Raw genomic sequence first — 21,133 nt, forward strand, 5'->3', positions numbered from 1 at the left:
AACGAGAAGCAGTTAAGCCTCAAAGCGTTGACGCCGTTGCTCTGTCGCAACAACAAGATATATATTACCAATTAGGATAGGTGTGTGCAACCCTTTTTTACAAAAAAGTTGAATTTTTTCGTTTTTTTTCTGAAATACGCTCCATAGCGCTCTTTACCCAGGCATTTTTATGCTGTGCAATTGTCTTATAACCTATCTTGTTCCGATAATCGGTCCAAAAATGCTTATGTAAAATCGGTCTTCCCAATTCTTCTGACTGTAAAGCACGCATTGATAAACTGATTTTTTGATTATATTCATCAATTCCCATTACAACTACCTTAACTGTATCGCCAACCTTATACTTATCGTTTAAGTCAGAAACAAATCCATGTTTTAATTCTGATATATGAATCAAGCCCTGATGTTCATCATCTATCTTAACGAACACTCCATATGATTGAATACCTGAAATAGTTCCGGTTATGATATCTCCTATTCGCATTTACTCTCCACCTTCTTTAAAATGTAAGTATGTAACAATATATCTATTGATTATATAACAGAAAATGGTGACTAAGATTATGAATGATAAAATTTATGACATTTCAATTATTGGTGGTGGCCCTGCTGGTATCTTTGCAGCCTACTTTGCTCGATTGCGTAACTTAGACGTTGCTTTAATAGAAAGTTTGCCAAAACTAGGAGGTCAACCTGAGACGCTCTACGCTCAAAAGCATATCTATGATATTGCTGCTCTACCTAAGATATCAGGAACTGACCTAACTAAGCAACTAACTGATCAACTAGCTATTATGAATTGTGATCAATACCTAAAAACTTCTGTTTCTTCTATAGAAAGAAAAGATGACATTTGGGAATTAACTACTAATAAAGAAACTATTCGTACCAAGGCAATTATCATTGCTATTGGTAATGGAGCATTTAAGCCTCGAAAGCTGACCTTCAACTATGATCCTAAAATAGAAGATAACAATCTGGACTACTTTGTTAATAGTCTCGATGAATTTGCTGGTAAAGATGTTGTTGTAGCAGGTGGCGGTGATTCCGCTGTTGATTGGTCAATTGATTTGAGTAAAGTTGCTAATCATACATCCCTAGTTCATAGAAGAAACAAGTATCGTGCTATGGAATCAAGTGTCAATAAGTTAAACCAATCTAACGTTGACCAACTCAACCCTTATATTATTAAAGGAGTTGACTTCAACACTCAAACTCCAGAAAAGATTGATGTTACTTTAAAGATGATCAAGTCCGATGAAATCAAAACTATCACAACAGACAAGCTTTTAGTCAATTATGGTTTCGTTTCCGATTCCAAAATTCTTCGTGATTGGAATATAGAACTAAATGGTCCGTTTATCAAAGTATCTCAACAAATGGAAACTAATTTGCCAAACGTCTTTGCCATTGGTGATATTGTTACCTATCCTGGAAAACTTCAATTGATTACTACTGCTTTTGCCGAGGGACCTATCGCTGTTACTAAGGCCTTACGTAATATCTATCCCAATAAGGATTACTTTGAACACAGCACTTCGATTTTTGAAAAATAATCTTTAATTTCCATTAAATTTAAAGTTATTTTAAGGTATGCTGGTATAATGAAGTTTAATTTGAATTCTGGAGTTGATTGATTGAGTTACGTTATGGGTCTGGTCGATTTCATTTTACATATTGATAGTCACTTAGTTAATATCGTAAATAATTTCGGCCTTTGGACATATTTAATACTGTTTCTAATCATCTTTATTGAAACTGGAGTTGTTATTTTACCTTTTCTTCCCGGAGATTCTTTGATCTTTGCTGCAATGGCGTTAGCCGCTAATCCTAAATATGGATTAATATCGTGGCTAATGTTCATTATCTTTTTAGCCGCTGCGGTCCTAGGAGATTCGATGAATTACGAAATTGGTGAACACTTTGGTGAATACGCGACGAGGAATAAATACCTCAGCAAGTTGATCAATAAAGATCATTTACATGAAGCACATACATTCTTTGAAAAACATGGTGGCAAAACAATTGCCATTGGTAGATTTATTCCGCTGATCAGAACTTTCGTACCGTTTGTTGCTGGTAGTGGAACAATGCACTACGGAACCTTCTTAAAGTACAACTTTATTGGGGCATTCCTCTGGGTACTTGTTTGTTCAGCTGCAGGACATCTTTTTGGTAATATTCCCGCAGTTCAAGAACACTTCTCAATGATTATCATCGGTATTGTCTTGGTATCATTAGTTCCTGTTCTTATCACTGCACTTAAAAATAGAAAAAAGAAAAAAGCTTAGGAAAATTTTCCTAAGCTTTTTTTAGTCTAGCTTTCCAAAAGTTTAATCCTTCAAATAGAATGAAGAACAAAATGAAACACTGCGTGAAGAACTCCTCTGGCAAAATATTAATAACTGGATCTTTATTTGGATCAAATAACCAATCACTATTGCGAAAGAGCACTTCATGGAAAACGACGAAAAATTCATCAAAATTCAACATCATTAAAATGGCTATAACAATACCTACAATACCTATCCACAAGAAAGTTCTATTAAACCGAGCCCTAATCTTATGAAATTTAGCCACAACAGCACCACTAGCTATAAAAACCACAAAGTTCAACAAAAAGAGTTTTTTACAATCTTGAAAGTGCAATCTTCCGGCAGCCGAAGAACCAAAGTCACTCAAACTAAAATGCCAATTGAAAGGATTAATCAAATAATCCATCATCTGGGCATAATTTTTCATTATCGTACCATACTTCATATTTACCGCCTGTTCAAGATAATAACGTTTTATATCAACTGCAAACAAAAGATAACTTACAAATATGGTTACCGTAATGGCTGTTGTCAGCAAAAAGAAAGCTAATGCAGTCGTATATAAAAGATCTTTTTGCGAATTAGACATCCCACTGGTCCAAGCTTTCAACTTGATGCGTAGGTTTAATTGGTGCCTTGTCAATATCTTCATGCGTACTTACACCAGTATTGACCCAAAGAGTATCAACATCAGCATTGATACCGCACTTAATATCGGTATTATAATTATCTCCAACCATTACAGCTGATTTAGGATCAAATCCTCTAGCTTTAACGGCAAAATCAATAATATCTCGTTCAGGCTTACCTATATAATGAGCCTTTTGTTGCGTTGATGTTTCTACTAAGGAAATTACAGAACCAGCACCTGGAACAAGTCCACGCTCGTTAGGCAAATTAGTATCAGCATTAGTTCCAATGAAGAAAGCTCCACGCTTAATTGCTAACGTTGCTAATTCAAATTTATGATAAGTTACGTCATAATCCAATCCTACAATAACAACATCCGGATCAACTTCATTTAACTTGATACCTGTTCCAAAAACGGCACTTTTTAATCCATATTCACCAATAACATAAGCCGAATGATTTTCCAAATCGTCTTCAAACATATTTTTAATGTATGCCGCCGTAGCAAGTGAAGGCGTCAATACTTGATCAGCAGTTGCTGTAATCTGATGATTGTTAGTCAAATTGTCTGCTACTTGTTGTGGCGTCTTAGTAGTATTATTCGTCAAGAAATAATATTTAGCCCCTGCAGCGTTTAGGTTATCAATAAAAATCTTAGCTTCAGGAATCTTATCCTTGCCTCGATACATAGTTCCATCTAAATCAATTAAATATGTTTGATACTTCATTTATTCTTTTCACCTATTTTTCTAATTTTAAACGTCTTCTTCGCACTCGTAGTTGTTGTTGTCTTCTTACTACTACGATGTTTAGAAATCCGTTTTTTGCGTTGCCCGTTATTATGTGGCTTATTAGCCTTAGTGCCGGGTTTAACATGATTATTTCTAGTTCTAAATCTATGGTTAGCTCGATGATGACCTGTTTTAAGTGGTGCTTTTTTGACTTTTTCCAAAACGAAATAAGCACAGCCGAAATTACAGTACTCCAACAAATAATCCTCTAAATGAGAAATTCGATTATCTAAAGTACTTTCTTTACGACCATCTTCATAAAATCCCTTAAAACGTAACTGATCATAACCCCAGTCACCAACAATATAATCATATTTTTCTAGAACATTGTTATAACGCTCTTCGATTCGTTCTTCACTAAAGCCACTGTCATGATTCTCTACAATTTTATATTGTGTTTTATCAATTGTAATCAAACTATCAGACAACTTGATTACATCAACTAATTTAGCTGCTTTTTCTTCAACATCCTCCAAGTAATCACCTCAAATCGGATATTTTTTATTCAAATAATCTCCGAATACACTTCTCAAAAATTTAGGATACAATATCTCATTTTTACCAGCAATCTCAATTGAAGGAAAATAAGGTACAAATAAGTAGTGATCCAATAATGCTAAAGTATACTCTTGATTCTTCTCTAATTCCTTACCGTTTATATAGACATTGCGCTTACTGTCAATTTCGATGCCCTGATAAACCAGTTCGCCAAATATCTTACCACGAAATCCCATTCCCTTTTGCATATGGTTACGTAAAAATAGACGATTCTTTTCCATCTCCATAATCAAACGCCATACATTATCACCAGTCATTGTAGTTCTCATGACATGAATCGCATGTGGTAAGGCATTGTGCAAGTTCTTTTCTGTAATAGTCCCCGCTGGTAGATTCTCTAAAAATAATCCTGAACTCAAAATTGCCACATCACTATGAGCATAGTCATTTACCGCCGTCAAGGCTTCATCAATGATACTATGTTCGGCTTGATAATCATTACTTAATGTTACTGGTAATTTAGCCACTTTTTGTTGATCTAATAAAGTCTCACCCTTGTCATATTGAGCTTTGATCCATTGTTGATCATCTGGTAGCTCTTTTAAACTTGAGGTTTTAGTCGTAAAGGCAGCCTTTTGTATAACTTTTTTACCATCGTCTAAATCCAAACTAATTGTTCCAATATGTTGACCATACTTACCTGCTGCAGCCAATAAAACACCATTATCTATTTCACCTTCAGGAAAAAGATGATGAGAATGAGAACCAATAATAATATCTATTTCTGGGTGTTTACTGGCAATTAAGCGATCCATTGAAACACCTAAATGTGATAGCAAAACAATTACATCGCAATCTTTTACCATCTTCAAAGCTTTAGGTAAAATATCCTGAACCAATCTAATATCCCAATCCAATAAAGGATAGGTCAAAATATACGGTGCCGTTAAACCGATAACTCCAATGGTAGTATTTTTTTTAGTTTTAATGATCTTATACGGCTGAGCAAACTCAGCTAACTGACCAGATTCTTTTTCATAGAGATTATCCAAAATAACAGGAAAGTTAGCATGGTCATACAAGTGTTCCAATTCAGCATGGCTATTTCCTAATCCTTCATTATTACCAATTGTGGCAGCATCATAATGAAGAGGATTCATCCATTCAATATTTGCCTGTCCATTAGTAGCTTCACTTAAAGGATGAGCCCGATCCATAGCATCTCCTAGATCAAACAAATAAAAATCATCAGCTACACTTTCTTTTCGAGACTGTTCAATAAATCGTTTGACTCGTGGAAAGTTTTCAAAGTGAGAATGCAAATCATTGGTGTGAACTATTTGAATTTTTTCCATAATATCCTACTTTCTTTGCAATCTAGCTAAATCCTTTTTCTTCTTATCATACATCTCTAATATCTCTTCACCACGTAATGGAGAACCCCAAGGTAAATCCTCTGACAAATAATCTCGTTCAGGTGCATCGACACCAACATTAATATTTTCAGGGATTGGAACTGCATAGTGATGAATGTGACCATGAAGATTAATAATTTTATCAACCTTACCTAAAAGCATTGGATAATGAGTACAATAAAATTGATGATGATCGAACTTTAGTAAAGATCCTACATCTTCAAATTCAAATCTTGGCTTGCCATCTGACATTGTTTCATTATGTCTATCAATAAATTTAAACAAAGAACGATAATCGTGGTTACCTTTGATCAAAGTCATATGTCCGTTCAACTGTCTTAACATATCATAGGTTTCCTCATCAGTTGGCGTAGCCTGAGGACGCATTGAGATATCACCCAGGTGATAAACTCGGTCATTCTCATCAACTCGAGCATTCCAAGCATCAATCATAGCTTGATTCATTTCATCGACATTTCCAAAATGACGTGGAGCAAAATTATTGGGCTCTAACAATTGATAATGATAAAAATGTGTATCTGCAATAAAATAATTCATTATTTACTTTCGTCTTCCTTTGAAATTATTCGGTTAGCTTTGAGAATTTCGTTAAAGGCATCGCGAATCTTACCCTCAGGTTTCTTATATTCAACCCATTCTGTTAAATTCATTGGTGGAACTGTATAATTTTGGTTGACGTAATCTTCATAAACGCCAACAGCTGAAGAATGCGGAATATTGAGCTTTAAGATTCTAACTTCTTTGATCAATCCTAATTCGGCGGCCTTTTCAGCACGACCGTTCATAACGATATTAGCCATCTCGTAATACTTTGTACCATCATTACGAGTAATTTGTTCAATCATATCTAATGTTTGATTCTCATTGTTCATTTATAAATACCTCATTATTTGGTTATTAAAGGATACATTCTTTTAAGACAGTATCCTAAAAACATTTTGCTACTTACTCTAGTATATAATATCTAAAAAGTTAGGGAGTTAATTATGAATTCAAAAAGTTTCAATCTTTTCAAAATTTCACTAGCTTTATTTCTATTTATCTTCGCTAGTGGTTTCACTGTTATCGGACACCGTGGCGATCCTATCAATGCCCCCGAAGAAACCTTTGAAAGTTTTGATAAAGCTTTTAAAGAGGGAGCCGATTATGTCGAACTGGACCTACACGTTTCCAAAGACAATGTCCTCGTAGTATCACATGACCGAGATCTAGAACGTGTTACTGGAACATCGGAAATCGTTTCACAGCATAATTTTTCAGATCTAGCTCAATTACATCAAAAAAATGGTGAACCGATCCATAGTTTGAACCAAGTCTTTGAACATTACAAAAATAATCCCAAGGCTAAGTTCCTGATCGAAACTAAGAAAACTAAAAAGGGTAATCCTCAAAATATGGAAGAATTGCTCAAACAAGTTATTGATCAATACGGTATGCAAGATAGAGTTATGTTCCATTCCTTCTCAACCAAAAGTTTGGAAAATGAAGCTCAATTAATGCCTGACATCCCTCGAATCTTTATCGCCGGAACAATCAAACGTGTCAATTTCGATATTTTACAATACGTTACTGGTGTTAATCTTTCATCTAATATTGTGACACCACAGATTATCGACACAATACATTTCATGGGCAAAAGTATTTACGTATGGGACGAAATGAATGAGAGTCCCAAAAAGTGGAATACTTTAATCAATATGCCAATCGATGGTGTGGTAACTAACTACCCTGCTACCGGTAATGAATATCGAGAATTAAAGGATCAATCAAAAAGTGAGGCCTTGAATCAGAATGTCTTTTACATGAGTTCTCAAAAAGAGCCAATCTACGAAAATCCTTATCGCCTAATCAAAACCGATAAGTCTGTTTTACCATTAGGTGGCTATCACATTACTAACATCATTAAATTCAACGGCGAAAAATATGTTCAATTGGGCGAAAATGAATTTGCCAATGCTACTGGCTTCAATTCTGAATATTCCTTACGTGATTTACGTCAATACTTTGGTGCCAAAGCTATCTATCGTAATCAACAACCTAATAACTACCTATACAGTGATCCATACGATAAGACTTCAATCTGCAATCGCATGGAAAGCAATCAACCAGAACAAATTTTAACTATTCAAAAAATCGGTACTCAAACTTGGCTAAAACTCAAAAATGGTTGGATCAATGCCCATAATGTTTTAATCCAGTTGAATCCCGATAATTATCTAGGTAACGATTCTGAAGAAAGCTATTATGATCTACCTCGTGGTCAACGTATTAAAAATATTGATTTATTACAAAATTTATCAATTATCGAACCAAGTAATAATCAAACAGTTAAAAATACTGATTTAATCAAGGATTTCAATAATTTTTATATTGATTTCTCTGTAAACAATGACAACGATTCCATAAATAAAATCTAGGTAGATTAGCCTTTGGCGGCAACCTTTGGTAAAATATAAAAAACTTCATGTGGAGGTCAAAGATATATGTCTATAGATTGGGAGAAAGAAGTTTCACATCGTTCTGATGAATTAATAAACGATCTTTCTGAATTAGTAAGTATTGATAGTTCTAGAGATACAGAACACAAGACTAGCGATTTTCCACTAGGTCCTGGACCAGCAAAAGCTTTACAAACTTTCCTACATTTTGCCGATCGTGATGGTTTCCAAACCAAAAACGTCGACAATTTAGCCGGAAGAATTGAATTAGGTGATAGTGATGATGCCATTGCAATCCTATCTCACGTCGATGTAGTTCCTGAAGGACCAGGTTGGGAAACTAATCCTTTTGAACCTGTAATTAAAGATGGCAATTTCTATGCTCGTGGCGCTTCTGATGACAAGGGCCCTGGTTTGGCTGCTTATTATGCAATGAAAATCATCAAGGAATTAAATTTACCAGTCAAAAAGAGTGTTCAACTTATCTTAGGTACTGATGAAGAAAGCGAATGGGTCGGTATCAACCATTACATGGAAAAAGAAACTATGCCTGAAACAGGTTTCTCACCAGATGCTGAATTCCCAGCTATCAATGGTGAAAAGGGAATTGTTTCCTTTAGAGTTAACTTCCCTACACCAACAATCAGCTTAGTGAAAAATTTTGCTGCCGGTATCAGACCAAACATGGTTCCTCAAAATGCCGAAGCAGATTTAGACTTATCAGCTATCAGTGCTGAAGACCTTAAGGCTAAATTAAATGATTTCTTGACTGCAAATAAAGAAATTAAAGGTAATATCGAAATTGATTCCGATAATAACATCGCAAAAGTTCAAATTATCGGTAAAGGTGCTCATGCCATGGAACCATTCAATGGTATTAATGCCGCAACTTACCTAGCCAAATTCTTAGTCGAATTAGACCTTAATGCGAGTGAAAAGCTTTACTTCTCATTTATTGCTAACGACTTGCATCTTGATTTTGCTGGTAAACACCTAGGTATTGCTAACAAAGACGATGTTATGGGTGAATTGACACTTTCACCTAATATTTATGAATACGATGCTACAAAAGCTAATATTCTTTTAAATATCCGTTATCCAAAGGGTGACACTGGTGACACCTTAACTGAAAAAATTAATCGGGCTCTACCTGAAAATGTTTCAGCTGTTATCGAAGGACATAACCAGTTGCCTCATTTCGTTGCTGTCAATGACCCACTAGTTCAAGCACTAGTTGGAGCTTATCGTGATCACACTGGCGATGATACTGAACCATTCACTGTTGGTGGTGGTACTTACGGCCGTATTCTAAAACATGGTATTGCTTATGGAGCTATGTTCCCTGGTGATGAAAATGTTATGCATCAACCTAATGAATATATTAATATTGATAAATTATTGAAGTCGACTGCCGTTTACGCAGACGCCATTTACCGCTTGATTAAGTAATGAATTAAAAGTTCTGTAGAGGTTCTTTTCTACGGAACTTTTTTTGTTTTTACACTTCTAAATCAATTTTATTATATAATTACGGTATGTAACTTTTTAAGGGAGCTTATTTAAAAGTGAAAAATTTATGGAATAGCATAGTCAACAGCTTTAAAAGTATTAAGAGCTGGTCTGATTTTGCTAACAAAGCTAATCTAACGATTGAAGTTATTCGAAGAATCATACTGTACTCTATTGCAGGGTTATTGATTCTTTTGAGTTTGGCAATCGGACTTGGAACAGGATATGTTTCGGCTTTAACTAATCAGGTCGCAGTCCCTACCAAGCATGAAATGAAGACTCAACTTCAAGATGTCAATAATTCAGCAACCTTGTATTTTGCTGATGGCTCAAAAGTTGAAAATCTTCAAAAAGATCTTGAGGGTAAAAAGATATCTTTATCTGAAATGTCGCCTTATTTAAAAAAGGCTATTGTTTCAACTGAAGATAGTGACTTCTATCGTCATAAAGGTGTCGTTCCTAAGTCTATATTTAGAGCTATTATTTCTGACGTTACTGGTATCGGTGCTCAAACTGGTGGTTCAACTCTAACGCAGCAAACAGTCAAGATGCAGATGTTATCTTCTGAAACAACGTGGAAACGTAAAGCTGTAGAAATTTTCTTAGCTATGCGTGTTGATAAGTACTTCACTAAAGATGAAATTCTTGAAGATTACTTAAACGCCGCTACATTCGGTCGTAATAACAAAGGACAAAACATTCAAGGTGTTCAAGCCGCAGCCCAGGGGTTGTTTGGCAAAGACGCTAGTGAATTAAATATTGCTGAATCAGCTTTTATCGCTGGTTTACCACAAAGCCCTTCAATTTATACCCCATACGATTACACGCAAAACGGTTCACGTGGTCGATTCAAAGATGATATTAGTCTTGGGCTAAAGCGTAAAGATGTCGTTTTATATCGTATGTATCGTGATAATCAAATTACTGAAAGTCAATATAATCGTGCTAAGAATTTTGATTTGAAGAATGATTTCTTAAAACCTGCTAAGGCTAGTTCAAAAGAAATCAAGTACGGTTATATTTATAATCTTCTAACTCAGCAAGCTACAAATGTCTTAATCAAACGCTTAGTTAAAAATGATGGCTTGAAATATAGTGATGTTGTTAAAGACGATAATTTATATAAAAAATATTCAACACAAGCTGAAACCGAATTACACAACAAGAACTACAAAATTCACAGTACAATCAATAAAAAATTGTACATTGCTATGAATCAACAAGTTCAACAATTTAAAAATAATCTAGGAACTACACATTCTGATAGTGCAACCGATCCTACAACTGGTAAACCTATTAAGGTTTCTGAACCTGTTCAGAATGGTTCCGTGCTTTTAGATAACAAATCAGGACAAGTTTTAGCTTTCGTCGGTGGTGTTAATTTCAAGAAATCACAGACTAACCACGTTTACACACAAAGATCACCTGGTTCATCTATTAAGCCATTAATTACCTTTGCTCCAGCGATTGAAAATGGTTTGATTGGTTCACAAACGATGCTAGCCGATTTCAAGACTAAGTATGGCGACTATGCTCCAACCGATTATGGTGAAACAATTCAAAATCGTTTTGTTTCTGCTCGAGAAACTTTGGAAGAATCTTATAATATTCCAACGGTTAATCTTTACAACTATATTCGTCAGCATAATGTTCATTCTAAAAAATACATGTCTAAAATGGGAATCAACCTATCTGACAAAGAATATAATCAATTAGGTATTACCCTTGGTGGTACATCTGATGGTGTTACCGTTCTTCAACAAGCCAGTGCCTTTTCAACTTTTGCCAATAAGGGAGTTCACGTTGATCCTTACGTTCTAACTGATGTAACTGATCCTTCTGGCAAGAAGATCTATCATCATAAAGGCAGCAAAAAGAAAGTCTTCAGTAAAGAAACATCATACATCATCAAGAACATGTTACATGGTGTTGTTACTAAAGGTACTGCCTCAGCCCTTTCATATGAGGCTAACTTCAGTACTAAGAATCTCTTTGGTAAAACTGGTACTTCTAATAACTATCGTGATAATTGGTTCATCGGTAGTACTCAAGGTATGACCCTTGCTTCTTGGATTGGTTACGATAATTTCTATGGCAATAACTACAATCTTGCAAGTAATTCGACCGACACTAACCAGGAACTCTGGGCTAATATGGCAAATGCCCTTTATCAAGAAGATAAGAGTGTCTTTGATGTCAATCAGAAATTCACCAAACCTGAAGGTGTCAAATCTTATAAGGTCGACAAAGAAACTGGTACTTATACAGGTTCAATTGGCTACAACGGCATTACTACTAAAGTCAATCAACACAAAGCCACATCGCTTTATTACAAAGGCAGTCCTAAAGAAATGTCTTACAGTGATTTTGCTATTGGTGGTAAAACTAAGAATTACAAACTATTCTGGGATCATTACTTTGGTCGTGATAATGGTTATGAGGTTGTTCAACAACTTGGAAGTAACTCAAAGAGTGCAAATGAATTAGCCAACGAGAATGGTAGTGGTCGTACTTCTGGATTCAGTAATAGTACTAACAGCAACGAATCATCAGAAGTCGTTACTAACAGTGCTTCCTCAACTTCGAGTCGTAACAATAACACTACTAACTCCACAACTTCTAATGGAACTTCAGAAACTGGTACAGGCTCTGGTTCATCAGGTTCAGGGTCCCGTGGAAGTAATTCTGAATCATCCTCATCTGTTGAAACTGAAGAAAATAGTGCCTCAACGGGTGATACTATTTCAACAAATTCAACATCAACAGAAACTCCGAGCTTAGGAGAATAGTTAAAAAAAGTTCAATTACTGAACAATAAAGAATCCTTATCTAGCTAACCTATTTAACGGTCACTAGATAAGGATTTTTTTTATCGAACAAGGTAGCTCTTTTTTAAAGCTGATTATAATTGGCATTAGCTAAAAAGGACCAAAAAAGGTTAACATCATTCAAACTCTTTTTTATGATAGAATAAAAACGTTACTTTGATTTAAGGAGATTAACTAATGTACTTTAGTCCAAGCTTTCTACAAAACTCTTTGTATCTTGTTGCCGCAATTTTAATAATCTTTATGATTGCCGTCATTGTTTACAAATTAAAACATAATATTAAAATTTGGGATAAGACTCTCACTTTGGCTAGTATTGTTTTGGCAAACACCTTATATTCAATTCTAGGCGGTTTTGTCGATCTCCCTTACGAATTAAGCTCAGTCGTAACTGGTGGCCTGTCACTAGTAGCATTTGGCTATATCGTAGTTATCATTTGGGAATTACATAAACAACGAAAAACTTTAAACAAATAGAACTTTGAGTAAATAAAAGTCCAGTACCTCAAATTGAGGCACTGGACTTTTTTATGTATGAAGTAGCTTATCTACTCTATTTTGTTGATCCACGTTTTACGATGCTATATGGCAACTTAATAGTATTATCATCAATTTGTTCTTGATTCATCATCTTAGTCAAAAGACGCATTGCAACGGCCCCGATATCATATAATGGTTCTTCAATTGAACTCATCTTTGGACGTGTTACTTCACAAAGAACTGTATCATTACTTGTTACTAGTTCAAAGTCTTCAGGAATTTTAACTCCAGCTTTAACTGCTGAGTTTAGAATACCAGCAGCTAGTAAATCATCTGTTACGTAAGCAGCTGTTGCACCACTACCTTGGATTGCATCCCAGATAGCTTCTCCAGCTCTTACTGAATATTCAGCTTCAAAAACTAAGTTAGATGAAAAGTTTAGATGTGCTTTTTTCAAAGCCTTCTTGTATCCATCTAATCTAAATTTACCGTCAATTGGATTTTCCAAACTGCCACCTACAAAGGCAATCTTCTTATGTCCATTTTGTGTTAATTGACCAACAACACTAGCAACAGCATCAGTAAAATCAATATTTACACTGGCACTTTCATTATTCTTATCAACCGAACCGGCCAAAACGATTGGTGTTTTTGAGTTTGCTAAGATACGTTTTAATTTCTTAGATAATTGCTTACCCATGTAAATCAAACCATCAACTTGCTTTGATAACAAATTATTCAAGATTTGTTCTTCATCGCCAACTGATTCTTGTAAACTAGTTAAGATAATATTGTACTTGTACATTGAGGCAACATCGTCAATACCCTTTGCCAATGATGCAAAATACAAATTAGTAATATCTGGTAAGATTACACCAATAGTTGTACTCTTCTTACTTGCCAATCCACGTGCAACCGCATTAGGACGATAATTTAAACGATCAATTACTTCCAAAACACGTTTTCTGGTTTCTTCCTTTACATTGGCGTTGCCATTAACAACACGAGAAATTGTTGCCATTGAAACATTGGCAGCCTCGGCTACGTCATAGATTGTTACTACTTTTTTCTCCATCAATATTCACTCTCTCAAACAATATTTTCATTAATTATCTCTAATTTATCAAAGATGTTTACATTTTGCAAGCGGTTTCTACATTATTGGCTTATGTTTTCACATTTTTTCAAAAAGAAAACCATTTTCAGTGATATACTACATATAAATATTATCGTAAAGGAGCATTTTCATGAAGAAACAATTAATAGCATTACAAGAGTACCTAGCACAAAATGGACTTGATGCCGCATATGTCTCAAATCCAACCGATATTAACTATTTTACTGGATTTTACAGTGATCCGGTAGAGCGTATTCTTGCCCTTCTCGTTTTCCCTGACAAAGATCCATTCCTCTTTGCACCTCAATTAGAGGTCGAAGCTGCTAAGGATGCTGGCTGGGATAAAGATGTTTTTGGTTATCTCGACCATGAAGATCCATTTGCCTTGATGGCTGGTCACATTCAAGATGTTGCTGGTGCGCCTAAAAAATGGGCTATTGAAAAAGACGACATGTCTGTTCAAAAGCTTGAAGCCCTTAAGAACCAATTTCCAGATGCTCAATTTCCTAATAACCTATCTCGTTACATGGAAAATGCCAAGTTAATCAAAACTGATGAAGAAATTGAACAATTAAAGGCTGCTGGTGCTGAAGCCGACTACGCCTTTTCCGTAGCCTTTAACGCTATCAAGGAAGGTCGAACAGAGCAAGAGGTTGTGGCTGAAATTGAATATGCCATGATGAAAAAAGGTGTCATGCACATGAGTTTTGACACAATTGTCCAAGCTGGTGCTAATGCTGCTAATCCACATGGTGGTCCTGAAAAAATTCCATTGAAGAAAGATGAACTAGTATTGTTCGACTTAGGTACTGTTCATAATGGTTATATCAGTGATGCTTCTAGAACTGTAGCTTTTGGACAGCCTGATGATAAGTCACTTGATATCTACAAGGTTGACCTTGAAGCTCAATACGCAGCCATGGATGCCGCTAAGCCAGGTATCACGGCCGCTGAATTGGATAAAGTTGCTCGTGACATTATCGACAAGGCCGGTTATGGAGAATACTTCATTCACAGATTAGGTCATGGTATGGGAACTTCAGAACATGAATTTCCATCAATTATGGAAGGTAACGATATGGTTTTGAAGCCTGGTATGTGCTTCTCAATTGAACCGGGAATTTACATTCCAAATGTTGCCGGAGTTAGAATCGAAGATTGTGTTTACATTACAGAGGATGGTTGTGAACCATTCACTCATACATCTAAAGAACTTAAATACATTAACTAGTAATCCATGCTACATTGAACACCGGTTATTCCTAGGGAATCCTTTCAATGTAGCATGAAGATTCAACCATTCACAAAAATACAAGCATAATAAAAAGCCCCAATCAAAACAACGTTTTGGTTAGGGCTTTTCGTTTGGATTACTTATTTATTAATATCGTCTTCGTCAAAAATAATATCTGAATTATCATCATCATCTTTGAATTTATCGACAGTTGATGCCATTTGATCCTTTAAAGCATCTGTCTTTTCATTAAATGAATCAACCAAATCACTATTAGTACTTAAACCAACACCACCGTTATTGAAATCTCCACGAATAGTTTTGATATTTTCTAATAGTTTTTGGCCTGATTCACTGGTTAAATACTTAGAAGCAACATATCCTGATGCACAGCCTAAAGCTAGGCCCAATAGAAAATGATTATTTTTCATAGTTATTTATTCTTCTTTCTTGGCCAGACTTTAGCAGCCGTTTTTGCGACTGTAGCTAAATTACCAATTGTTAACAAATTTTGAAAACTAAATCCGTTATTAGGCTTTTCTTCAGTAGCTTTGGCACTCTTCTTACCAAGATTTTCTACTGTGTCGAACAAAGGATTTAACTTACTTGATTTACTATTAACATCATCCATCAAAGTATTAGTCTTATCGACTAATTTTGTACTTTGATCCATAATTTGTTCAGTATTTCTTGAAAGAACCTCAACCATCTTAGTTGTTTCCTTCATTGTTTCCTGTAATTCTTGAAGTAATTTAGCAGTTTGAACTAAAGTTCTAGCTAAGTATACAACCAATACTACAAAAGCAACTGCTGCAATCAAACCTGCAATTTGTCCACCAGTCATAATATTACCCTCCTGTATTTTAATAGCACTTTCATACTAGCATTTTATCAAATTAACGGCAATTAATTACCAATTAATCCAATCTTGCCATTGTTGTTCCAATTTTTTAATAGCATTACCACGATGACTGATCTGATTCTTTTCATCAATTGTCAATTCCGCCATTGTCTTACCTAATTCTGGCAAATAAAATAATGGATCATAACCAAAGCCATCGTCTCCTTGAGGAAACATCGCAATTTGTCCTTTTACTTCTCCCTCAACCACCAAATCTTGCTCATTCTTAGGATTGGCAAAAACTAAAGTTGAAACGAAACGAGCTGTTCTTTTTTCAGCTGGAACACCACCTAGTTCACTCAGCAATTTAGCATTATTAGCAGCATCATTGTGATCACCTGCATAACGAGCTGAATAAATTCCAGGTCGTCCATACAAAGCATCAACTTGCAAACCTGAATCATCTGCAATTGTTGGCAAACCAAATTTTTCCATAACCGCATGTGCTTTTAAAGTAGCATTTTCTTCAAAAGTTTTACCATTTTCCCTTATTTCAGGAAAATCAGGAAAATCTAGTAAAGTTTTCAAAGTAAATTCCTGATCGTTAAAAATCTTCTTAAACTCACGAGCTTTTCCAGGATTCTTAGTGGCAATGATTATTTCTTTCATTTTATCCTCCAATATTCACTAAACTTATTTCATCAATATCTGTCTTCAACCAACGTTTTGCTAATTTCGCAAACTCATCAATTCCAGCAGTCGCGTGTAGTTTTAACGTTCTTGTTTGACTATCAGTTAATAAATCATTCTTAAATAAATATTCTTTAGCCGTTTCAACGGTACTTACAGCCGGATCTACTAATTTAGTTTCTGGTAAATAATTATTAATTTGTTTTTTTAGCATTGGGAAATGCGTACATCCCAAAATTAAGGTATCATAATTACTATCCTTAAATGGACGAAGGGTTGTTTCAATATTCTTTTTTGCTTCATCACTATCAGCTTTATCCCCCTCCACTAGTGCAACAAATTTTTGAGCTGCTATTCCTAAAACTTTGATTTTAGGATCTATTGCCGCAATTGTTTTGTCATAGCTTTTAGAGTTAATGGTTGATTCGGTTCCAATAATCCCAACATGATCAGTTTTAGTAATCTTAGAAGCCTGAGTTGAACCCGGCTGAATAACACCAAGCATTGGTACGGTAAACTCTTTACGCAATTGTAAAAGGGCATTAGCTGTTGCCGTATTACATCCATAAATAATTAATTTTACATTTTGACTAATTAAATACTGTACCATTTCTCTTGTATAAGATATGATTTGTTCATGAGTTTTTACCCCATAAGGCATACGTGCCTCATCACCAATGAAAATTACATTCTCATTAGGCAATTGACGGATCACTTCTTTAACGACGGTTAGACCGCCCAATCCAGAATCTAATACTCCAATTGGTCTTTGATCACTCATAATGTTACCCCTGCCTTCATTTAAGCAAATTATTTGTATTTTATGAAAATAATTATGTTCTATCTTTTACATTGACTTAAAAAGCAATTATTCTAATGATATAATGAATTGTCTGAAAAAAGGAGTTAAAGCAATGGCCGCAAAATCAAAAGATCTTAAGAAACCAACGTTAACAGATGCTCTACAAAAAGGTGAAGATGGTGAAAATGTAGATACGTTAACTGAAAATTACTTTGCAGTTTCGGTACTCCGTGATTTTATCCTTCCTGATCTTCTCGATAAGGATACCGTCGAACTACTATACTGGGCTGGTAAAAATCTTAGCCGCCAATTGATTCTTGATATGGAAAGTTTACCTGAACTATTCAGTAAAGCTGGTTTCGGCAAATTAGAAATCGTTAAACAATCGCCTAGTAGCTACACTTACAAATTAACCGGTCCTGAGGTTATTCAACGTTTTGATACTAATAATGATGATCCAGAATTTTCATTAGAGACTGGAATAATAGCTGAAACTGTTGAAAAGACAATTGCAGCATATTGTTTAGGAACATATACTGTCAACAGTAAAGCCAAAAGCGTTTCAATTAAAATACAAATTGATCGAAACTAAAGTATACACCAAAAAAAGATTAAAGTGGGAGTTCTCAGCCCATTATGATTCAAAAAACATTTTAGAAATCAACTATATTAATTCTCTATAACGCAAAAATGGACCATTAATCTAATAAGATTAATGGTCCATTTTTATTTCCTTGATTAGTCTGAATATCCATCGAGAATCTTAGCCAATTGTGCCTTGCTGTGGAAACCAGTCAAAGTTTCAACTACTTTGTCATCTTTCTTAACAAGCAATGTTGGAATAGCCATGATTCCAAAATCTTTAGGTGTATTAGGATTAGCATCTACATCCATCTTCAAGAATTTAACAGAATCGTCATCTTCTGATAATTCTTCTATTACAGGTGATTGCATACGACATGGACCACACCAAGTTGCCCAGAAGTCGACTAATACGACACCATCTTTTGTTTCTTCAGCAAAATCTTTATCTGTTACTTCATCAACCATTGTATTCACTCCTTTTAACAAACTAAATCTTATCATTAATACTCAATCTTTAAAAAGCATTTGCTCTCATTATAAATCAACAATCGTAGCACCAGATCCACCTGAACTAGCAGGTGCATATCCGAACGATTTCACACGTGGATTTCTCTGAAGGTATTTGGTAACACCTTTACGAATAACTCCCGTACCAAATCCATGAACGATCGTAACCTGATTATAACCAGCTAACAAAGCCGAATCAATATATTGATCTAAATCAGACATAGCCTCTTCATAACGTTTACCACGAAGATCTAATTTACTAGAAAGTCCGGTACTCTTAGTTCGACGAATCATTGTTGGTTTCTTCTCAGGTTCTGGCTGTGAACTTTGGACCTTTTCCAATTCGTCCGCATCGAACTTCATCTTTAAAATACCCAACTGTACTTCATATTGGTTATTCTTATCCTTACGGACAATAGTTCCAATTTGGTCATAAGTTAAGGCTTTAACTTCATCGCCGACTTTTAGAGCTTGTCTACGCTTATTACGACGTAAAACTCGGTTCTTTTTAATAGCTTCTTCTTGATGCAAGTTCTTCAAATTAGTTTTAGTTGAAATAATCTGATCTTCTTTAATAGCCACACCTTCACGTTGCATTTTATGCAATTGATCGATGATCTTATCAGATTCCTTTTTAGCTTTAGAAACTATTTGATTAGCACGAACTTTAGCAGCCTGAATCTCCGAGTTCTTGGACTTGTCTAAGGCATCGCTCTTTTGTTCATAATCTTTTTCAACATCTTTGTTTTTAGCAAGTTGAACCTTCAATTGTTCATTCTTTTGCTCAAACTCTTTACGACGATTCTCAAGGTCAGCAATCATATTATTAAGATCCTGACTTTCACCATCCATCAAAGCTTGCCCGCGATCGACAACACTCTTATCCATTCCCAAACGAGCAGCAATATTAAAGGCATTACTTGCTCCAGGAATACCAATCAACAAACGATAAGTTGGCTTCAAAGATTTGTCATCAAACTCCATACTAGCATTGATTGTTTCTGGCGTATTATAAGCAAAAATCTTCAATTCTGGATAGTGAGTTGTTGCCATAATAAAACAATTAGCTTTGGCCAGACGTTCCAAAATTGCAATCGCAATTGCTGCACCTTCTTGAGGATCAGTTCCGGCACCAAGTTCATCAATCAAAACCAAACTATGTTCAGATACTTTATGAATAATATTAATAATATTATCCATATGAGATGAGAAAGTACTCAAGTTTTGTTCAATTGATTGTTCATCACCAATATCAACAAAGACTTCATCAAAAACAGAAATCTCACTCTCTTCACGAGCCGGAATAAACAATCCTGCTTGAGCCATCAATTGAATTAAACCTAAGGTCTTCATAGTGATAGTTTTACCACCAGTATTAGGACCAGTGATCAGCATAGTTTTATAGCCATCACCTATCTTAATATCATTAGCTACAACCTTATCAGGGTCGATTAGCGGGTGTTTAGCGTCTTGTAGGTCCACTAGATGATCTTTAGAAATAATCGGTTCAGTCGCCTTTATTTCTTTAGCATATTTAGCTTTAGCGTTAATTAAATCAAATTGTGCTAAAACCTCATTATTTTTTACGATCTCGTCAATTTCTGGTCGGACCATATCTGACAAACGATTAAGAATTCTAATCTCTTCAGATTTTTCAGATATCTTAGCCTCATGTAATTGATTGTTCATCCCTACAACTGCTTGAGGTTCAATATAAAGAGTCTGTCCACTGGCACTCTGATCATGAACAACTCCACCAAACTTTGCCTTATATTCCGTTTTAACAGGAATAACAAATCTATCATCACGAAGAGTAACAATAGCTTCAGTCAAATACTTAGTATTTTTACCACGTGTAAATTGACTCATTGATTCTCTGACTTGGTCATTTAAACGACTGATACGTCCACGAATATACTTCAAATCTTCAGAGGCAGTATCTAAAACACGACCAGTATCATCTAAAGAACGTCCAATCCGTTTAGTCAATTCTGGATTATCAATCAGACGATCATTTAGATCATAAAGTTGACGTAAATCTAATTGATCATCTTTCAATCCTTCAAAGAATTCTTTTAATTCAGTAGTATTTTGCAAAACTTGACCGATTGCGGCTAGTTCTGTTCCATTCAAATTTCCATCTTTTTTTAAACGATTAGCTTGATCATGTAAATCAGCTAATTTTCTAACCGGGATTTCACCCTTAATACGAATTATATCGGCACCATCTTTTGTTTGATCGATCAATCTTTGGACAATTGATTCTACCGACATTGGCATTAATTTCTTTAAGAGAGTTTTCCCGCGCGTTGTGATTAGATATTTGGCAATTTCAGCTTTGATCTTGTCAAATTCCAATACTTTCAAAGCTTTATTATTCATACATCTCTCCTATTACAAAATAAGACTGAAACACAAAGTCTCAGCCTTAA

Annotated in this window: 22 protein-coding genes; 8 read left to right on the plus strand and 14 right to left on the minus strand. The window is 35.1% G+C overall.

All coding sequences use genetic code 11. From position 1 onward, the window contains the following. Positions 1-97 precede the first annotated feature (97 nt). The gene (locus LAB100_RS10850) at positions 98-484 is read right to left on the minus strand and encodes a CvfD/Ygs/GSP13 family RNA-binding post-transcriptional regulator (protein ID WP_119327480.1); all 387 of its coding nucleotides are present in this window, start codon (positions 482-484) and stop codon (positions 98-100) included. A 79-nt stretch (positions 485-563) separates the two neighbouring features. Here LAB100_RS10850 and LAB100_RS10855 point away from each other — a divergent pair, with 79 nt between their 5' ends. Next, positions 564-1,556: an NAD(P)/FAD-dependent oxidoreductase gene (locus LAB100_RS10855; protein ID WP_119327479.1), complete on the plus strand. Its 993-nt coding sequence runs from the start codon at positions 564-566 to the stop codon at positions 1,554-1,556. Between the two features lie 93 nt (positions 1,557-1,649). After that, the gene (locus tag LAB100_RS10860; RefSeq protein WP_119327484.1) at positions 1,650-2,291 is read left to right on the plus strand and encodes a DedA family protein; all 642 of its coding nucleotides are present in this window, start codon (positions 1,650-1,652) and stop codon (positions 2,289-2,291) included. Positions 2,292-2,301: 10 nt separating this feature from the next. Here the strand turns inward: LAB100_RS10860 and LAB100_RS10865 are convergent, their stop codons facing one another. From LAB100_RS10865 to LAB100_RS10890, 6 genes are read right to left on the minus strand one after another with little or no spacing between them, the layout of a single operon-like run. Next, a complete protein-coding gene (locus LAB100_RS10865; RefSeq protein WP_119327478.1) occupies positions 2,302-2,904 on the minus strand; it encodes a TIGR01906 family membrane protein in 603 nt (200 codons plus the stop codon). Next, complete coding sequence (locus LAB100_RS10870) at positions 2,897-3,673, minus strand: TIGR01457 family HAD-type hydrolase (protein ID WP_119327477.1); 777 nt, start codon at positions 3,671-3,673, stop codon at positions 2,897-2,899. Before LAB100_RS10870 ends, LAB100_RS10865 begins: the two co-directional genes overlap by 8 nt. After that, on the minus strand, positions 3,670-4,212 hold the full coding sequence (locus LAB100_RS10875; protein ID WP_119327476.1) for a YutD family protein: 543 nt from the start codon (positions 4,210-4,212) through the stop codon (positions 3,670-3,672). Before LAB100_RS10875 ends, LAB100_RS10870 begins: the two co-directional genes overlap by 4 nt. A 9-nt stretch (positions 4,213-4,221) precedes the next feature. Then, entirely contained in the window at positions 4,222-5,589 is a 1,368-nt protein-coding gene (locus tag LAB100_RS10880) for a bifunctional metallophosphatase/5'-nucleotidase (protein WP_119327475.1), read from the minus strand. 6 nt (positions 5,590-5,595) lie between these two features. Next, a complete protein-coding gene (locus LAB100_RS10885) occupies positions 5,596-6,207 on the minus strand; it encodes a metallophosphoesterase family protein (protein WP_119327474.1) in 612 nt (203 codons plus the stop codon). After that, positions 6,207-6,542 carry a hypothetical protein gene (locus tag LAB100_RS10890; protein WP_119327473.1) on the minus strand — a complete coding sequence of 112 codons (336 nt, stop codon included), beginning with the start codon at positions 6,540-6,542 and terminating at the stop codon, positions 6,207-6,209. Before LAB100_RS10890 ends, LAB100_RS10885 begins: the two co-directional genes overlap by 1 nt. Before the next feature lie 114 nt (positions 6,543-6,656). Here LAB100_RS10890 and LAB100_RS10895 point away from each other — a divergent pair, with 114 nt between their 5' ends. From LAB100_RS10895 to LAB100_RS10910, 4 genes are all read left to right on the plus strand, one after another. Further along, complete coding sequence (locus LAB100_RS10895) at positions 6,657-8,087, plus strand: glycerophosphodiester phosphodiesterase (protein WP_119327472.1); 1,431 nt, start codon at positions 6,657-6,659, stop codon at positions 8,085-8,087. Positions 8,088-8,153: 66 nt separating this feature from the next. Next, entirely contained in the window at positions 8,154-9,557 is a 1,404-nt protein-coding gene (pepV, locus tag LAB100_RS10900; RefSeq protein ID WP_119327471.1) for a dipeptidase PepV, read from the plus strand. Positions 9,558-9,673: 116 nt separating this feature from the next. Continuing rightward, positions 9,674-12,406 (plus strand): transglycosylase domain-containing protein, encoded by a 2,733-nt coding sequence (locus LAB100_RS10905; protein ID WP_119327470.1) that lies wholly within the window; start codon positions 9,674-9,676, stop codon positions 12,404-12,406. A gap of 216 nt (positions 12,407-12,622) precedes the next feature. Next, positions 12,623-12,922: a hypothetical protein gene (locus LAB100_RS10910; RefSeq protein ID WP_119327469.1), complete on the plus strand. Its 300-nt coding sequence runs from the start codon at positions 12,623-12,625 to the stop codon at positions 12,920-12,922. Between the two features lie 76 nt (positions 12,923-12,998). Here the strand turns inward: LAB100_RS10910 and ccpA are convergent, their stop codons facing one another. Then, positions 12,999-14,000: a catabolite control protein A gene (ccpA, locus tag LAB100_RS10915; protein ID WP_119327468.1), complete on the minus strand. Its 1,002-nt coding sequence runs from the start codon at positions 13,998-14,000 to the stop codon at positions 12,999-13,001. A 172-nt stretch (positions 14,001-14,172) separates the two neighbouring features. Here ccpA and LAB100_RS10920 point away from each other — a divergent pair, with 172 nt between their 5' ends. Further along, complete coding sequence (locus LAB100_RS10920; RefSeq protein ID WP_119327467.1) at positions 14,173-15,273, plus strand: M24 family metallopeptidase; 1,101 nt, start codon at positions 14,173-14,175, stop codon at positions 15,271-15,273. 143 nt (positions 15,274-15,416) lie between these two features. Here LAB100_RS10920 and LAB100_RS10925 read toward each other — a convergent pair whose 3' ends face one another. The 4 genes from LAB100_RS10925 to murI all read right to left on the minus strand — a co-directional run bounded on the left by LAB100_RS10925 (position 15,417) and on the right by murI (position 17,588). Then, on the minus strand, positions 15,417-15,707 hold the full coding sequence (locus LAB100_RS10925; RefSeq protein WP_119327466.1) for a YtxH domain-containing protein: 291 nt from the start codon (positions 15,705-15,707) through the stop codon (positions 15,417-15,419). A 2-nt stretch (positions 15,708-15,709) separates the two neighbouring features. After that, positions 15,710-16,120: a DUF948 domain-containing protein gene (locus tag LAB100_RS10930; RefSeq protein WP_119327465.1), complete on the minus strand. Its 411-nt coding sequence runs from the start codon at positions 16,118-16,120 to the stop codon at positions 15,710-15,712. Positions 16,121-16,186: 66 nt separating this feature from the next. Continuing rightward, positions 16,187-16,786, minus strand: a complete 600-nt coding sequence (locus LAB100_RS10935; protein WP_119327464.1) for an XTP/dITP diphosphatase — start codon at positions 16,784-16,786, stop codon at positions 16,187-16,189. Position 16,787: 1 nt separating this feature from the next. Further along, a complete protein-coding gene (gene murI, locus LAB100_RS10940) occupies positions 16,788-17,588 on the minus strand; it encodes a glutamate racemase (RefSeq protein WP_119327463.1) in 801 nt (266 codons plus the stop codon). A gap of 133 nt (positions 17,589-17,721) precedes the next feature. Here murI and LAB100_RS10945 point away from each other — a divergent pair, with 133 nt between their 5' ends. Continuing rightward, entirely contained in the window at positions 17,722-18,201 is a 480-nt protein-coding gene (locus LAB100_RS10945; RefSeq protein WP_246001340.1) for a DUF2507 domain-containing protein, read from the plus strand. 146 nt (positions 18,202-18,347) lie between these two features. Here LAB100_RS10945 and trxA read toward each other — a convergent pair whose 3' ends face one another. Continuing rightward, on the minus strand, positions 18,348-18,659 hold the full coding sequence (trxA, locus tag LAB100_RS10950; RefSeq protein ID WP_119327462.1) for a thioredoxin: 312 nt from the start codon (positions 18,657-18,659) through the stop codon (positions 18,348-18,350). Positions 18,660-18,728: 69 nt separating this feature from the next. Further along, complete coding sequence (locus LAB100_RS10955; protein WP_119327461.1) at positions 18,729-21,083, minus strand: endonuclease MutS2; 2,355 nt, start codon at positions 21,081-21,083, stop codon at positions 18,729-18,731. Positions 21,084-21,133 lie beyond the last annotated feature (50 nt).

The organism is Companilactobacillus musae (assembly GCF_003967595.1).
GTDB lineage: Bacteria > Bacillota > Bacilli > Lactobacillales > Lactobacillaceae > Companilactobacillus > Companilactobacillus musae.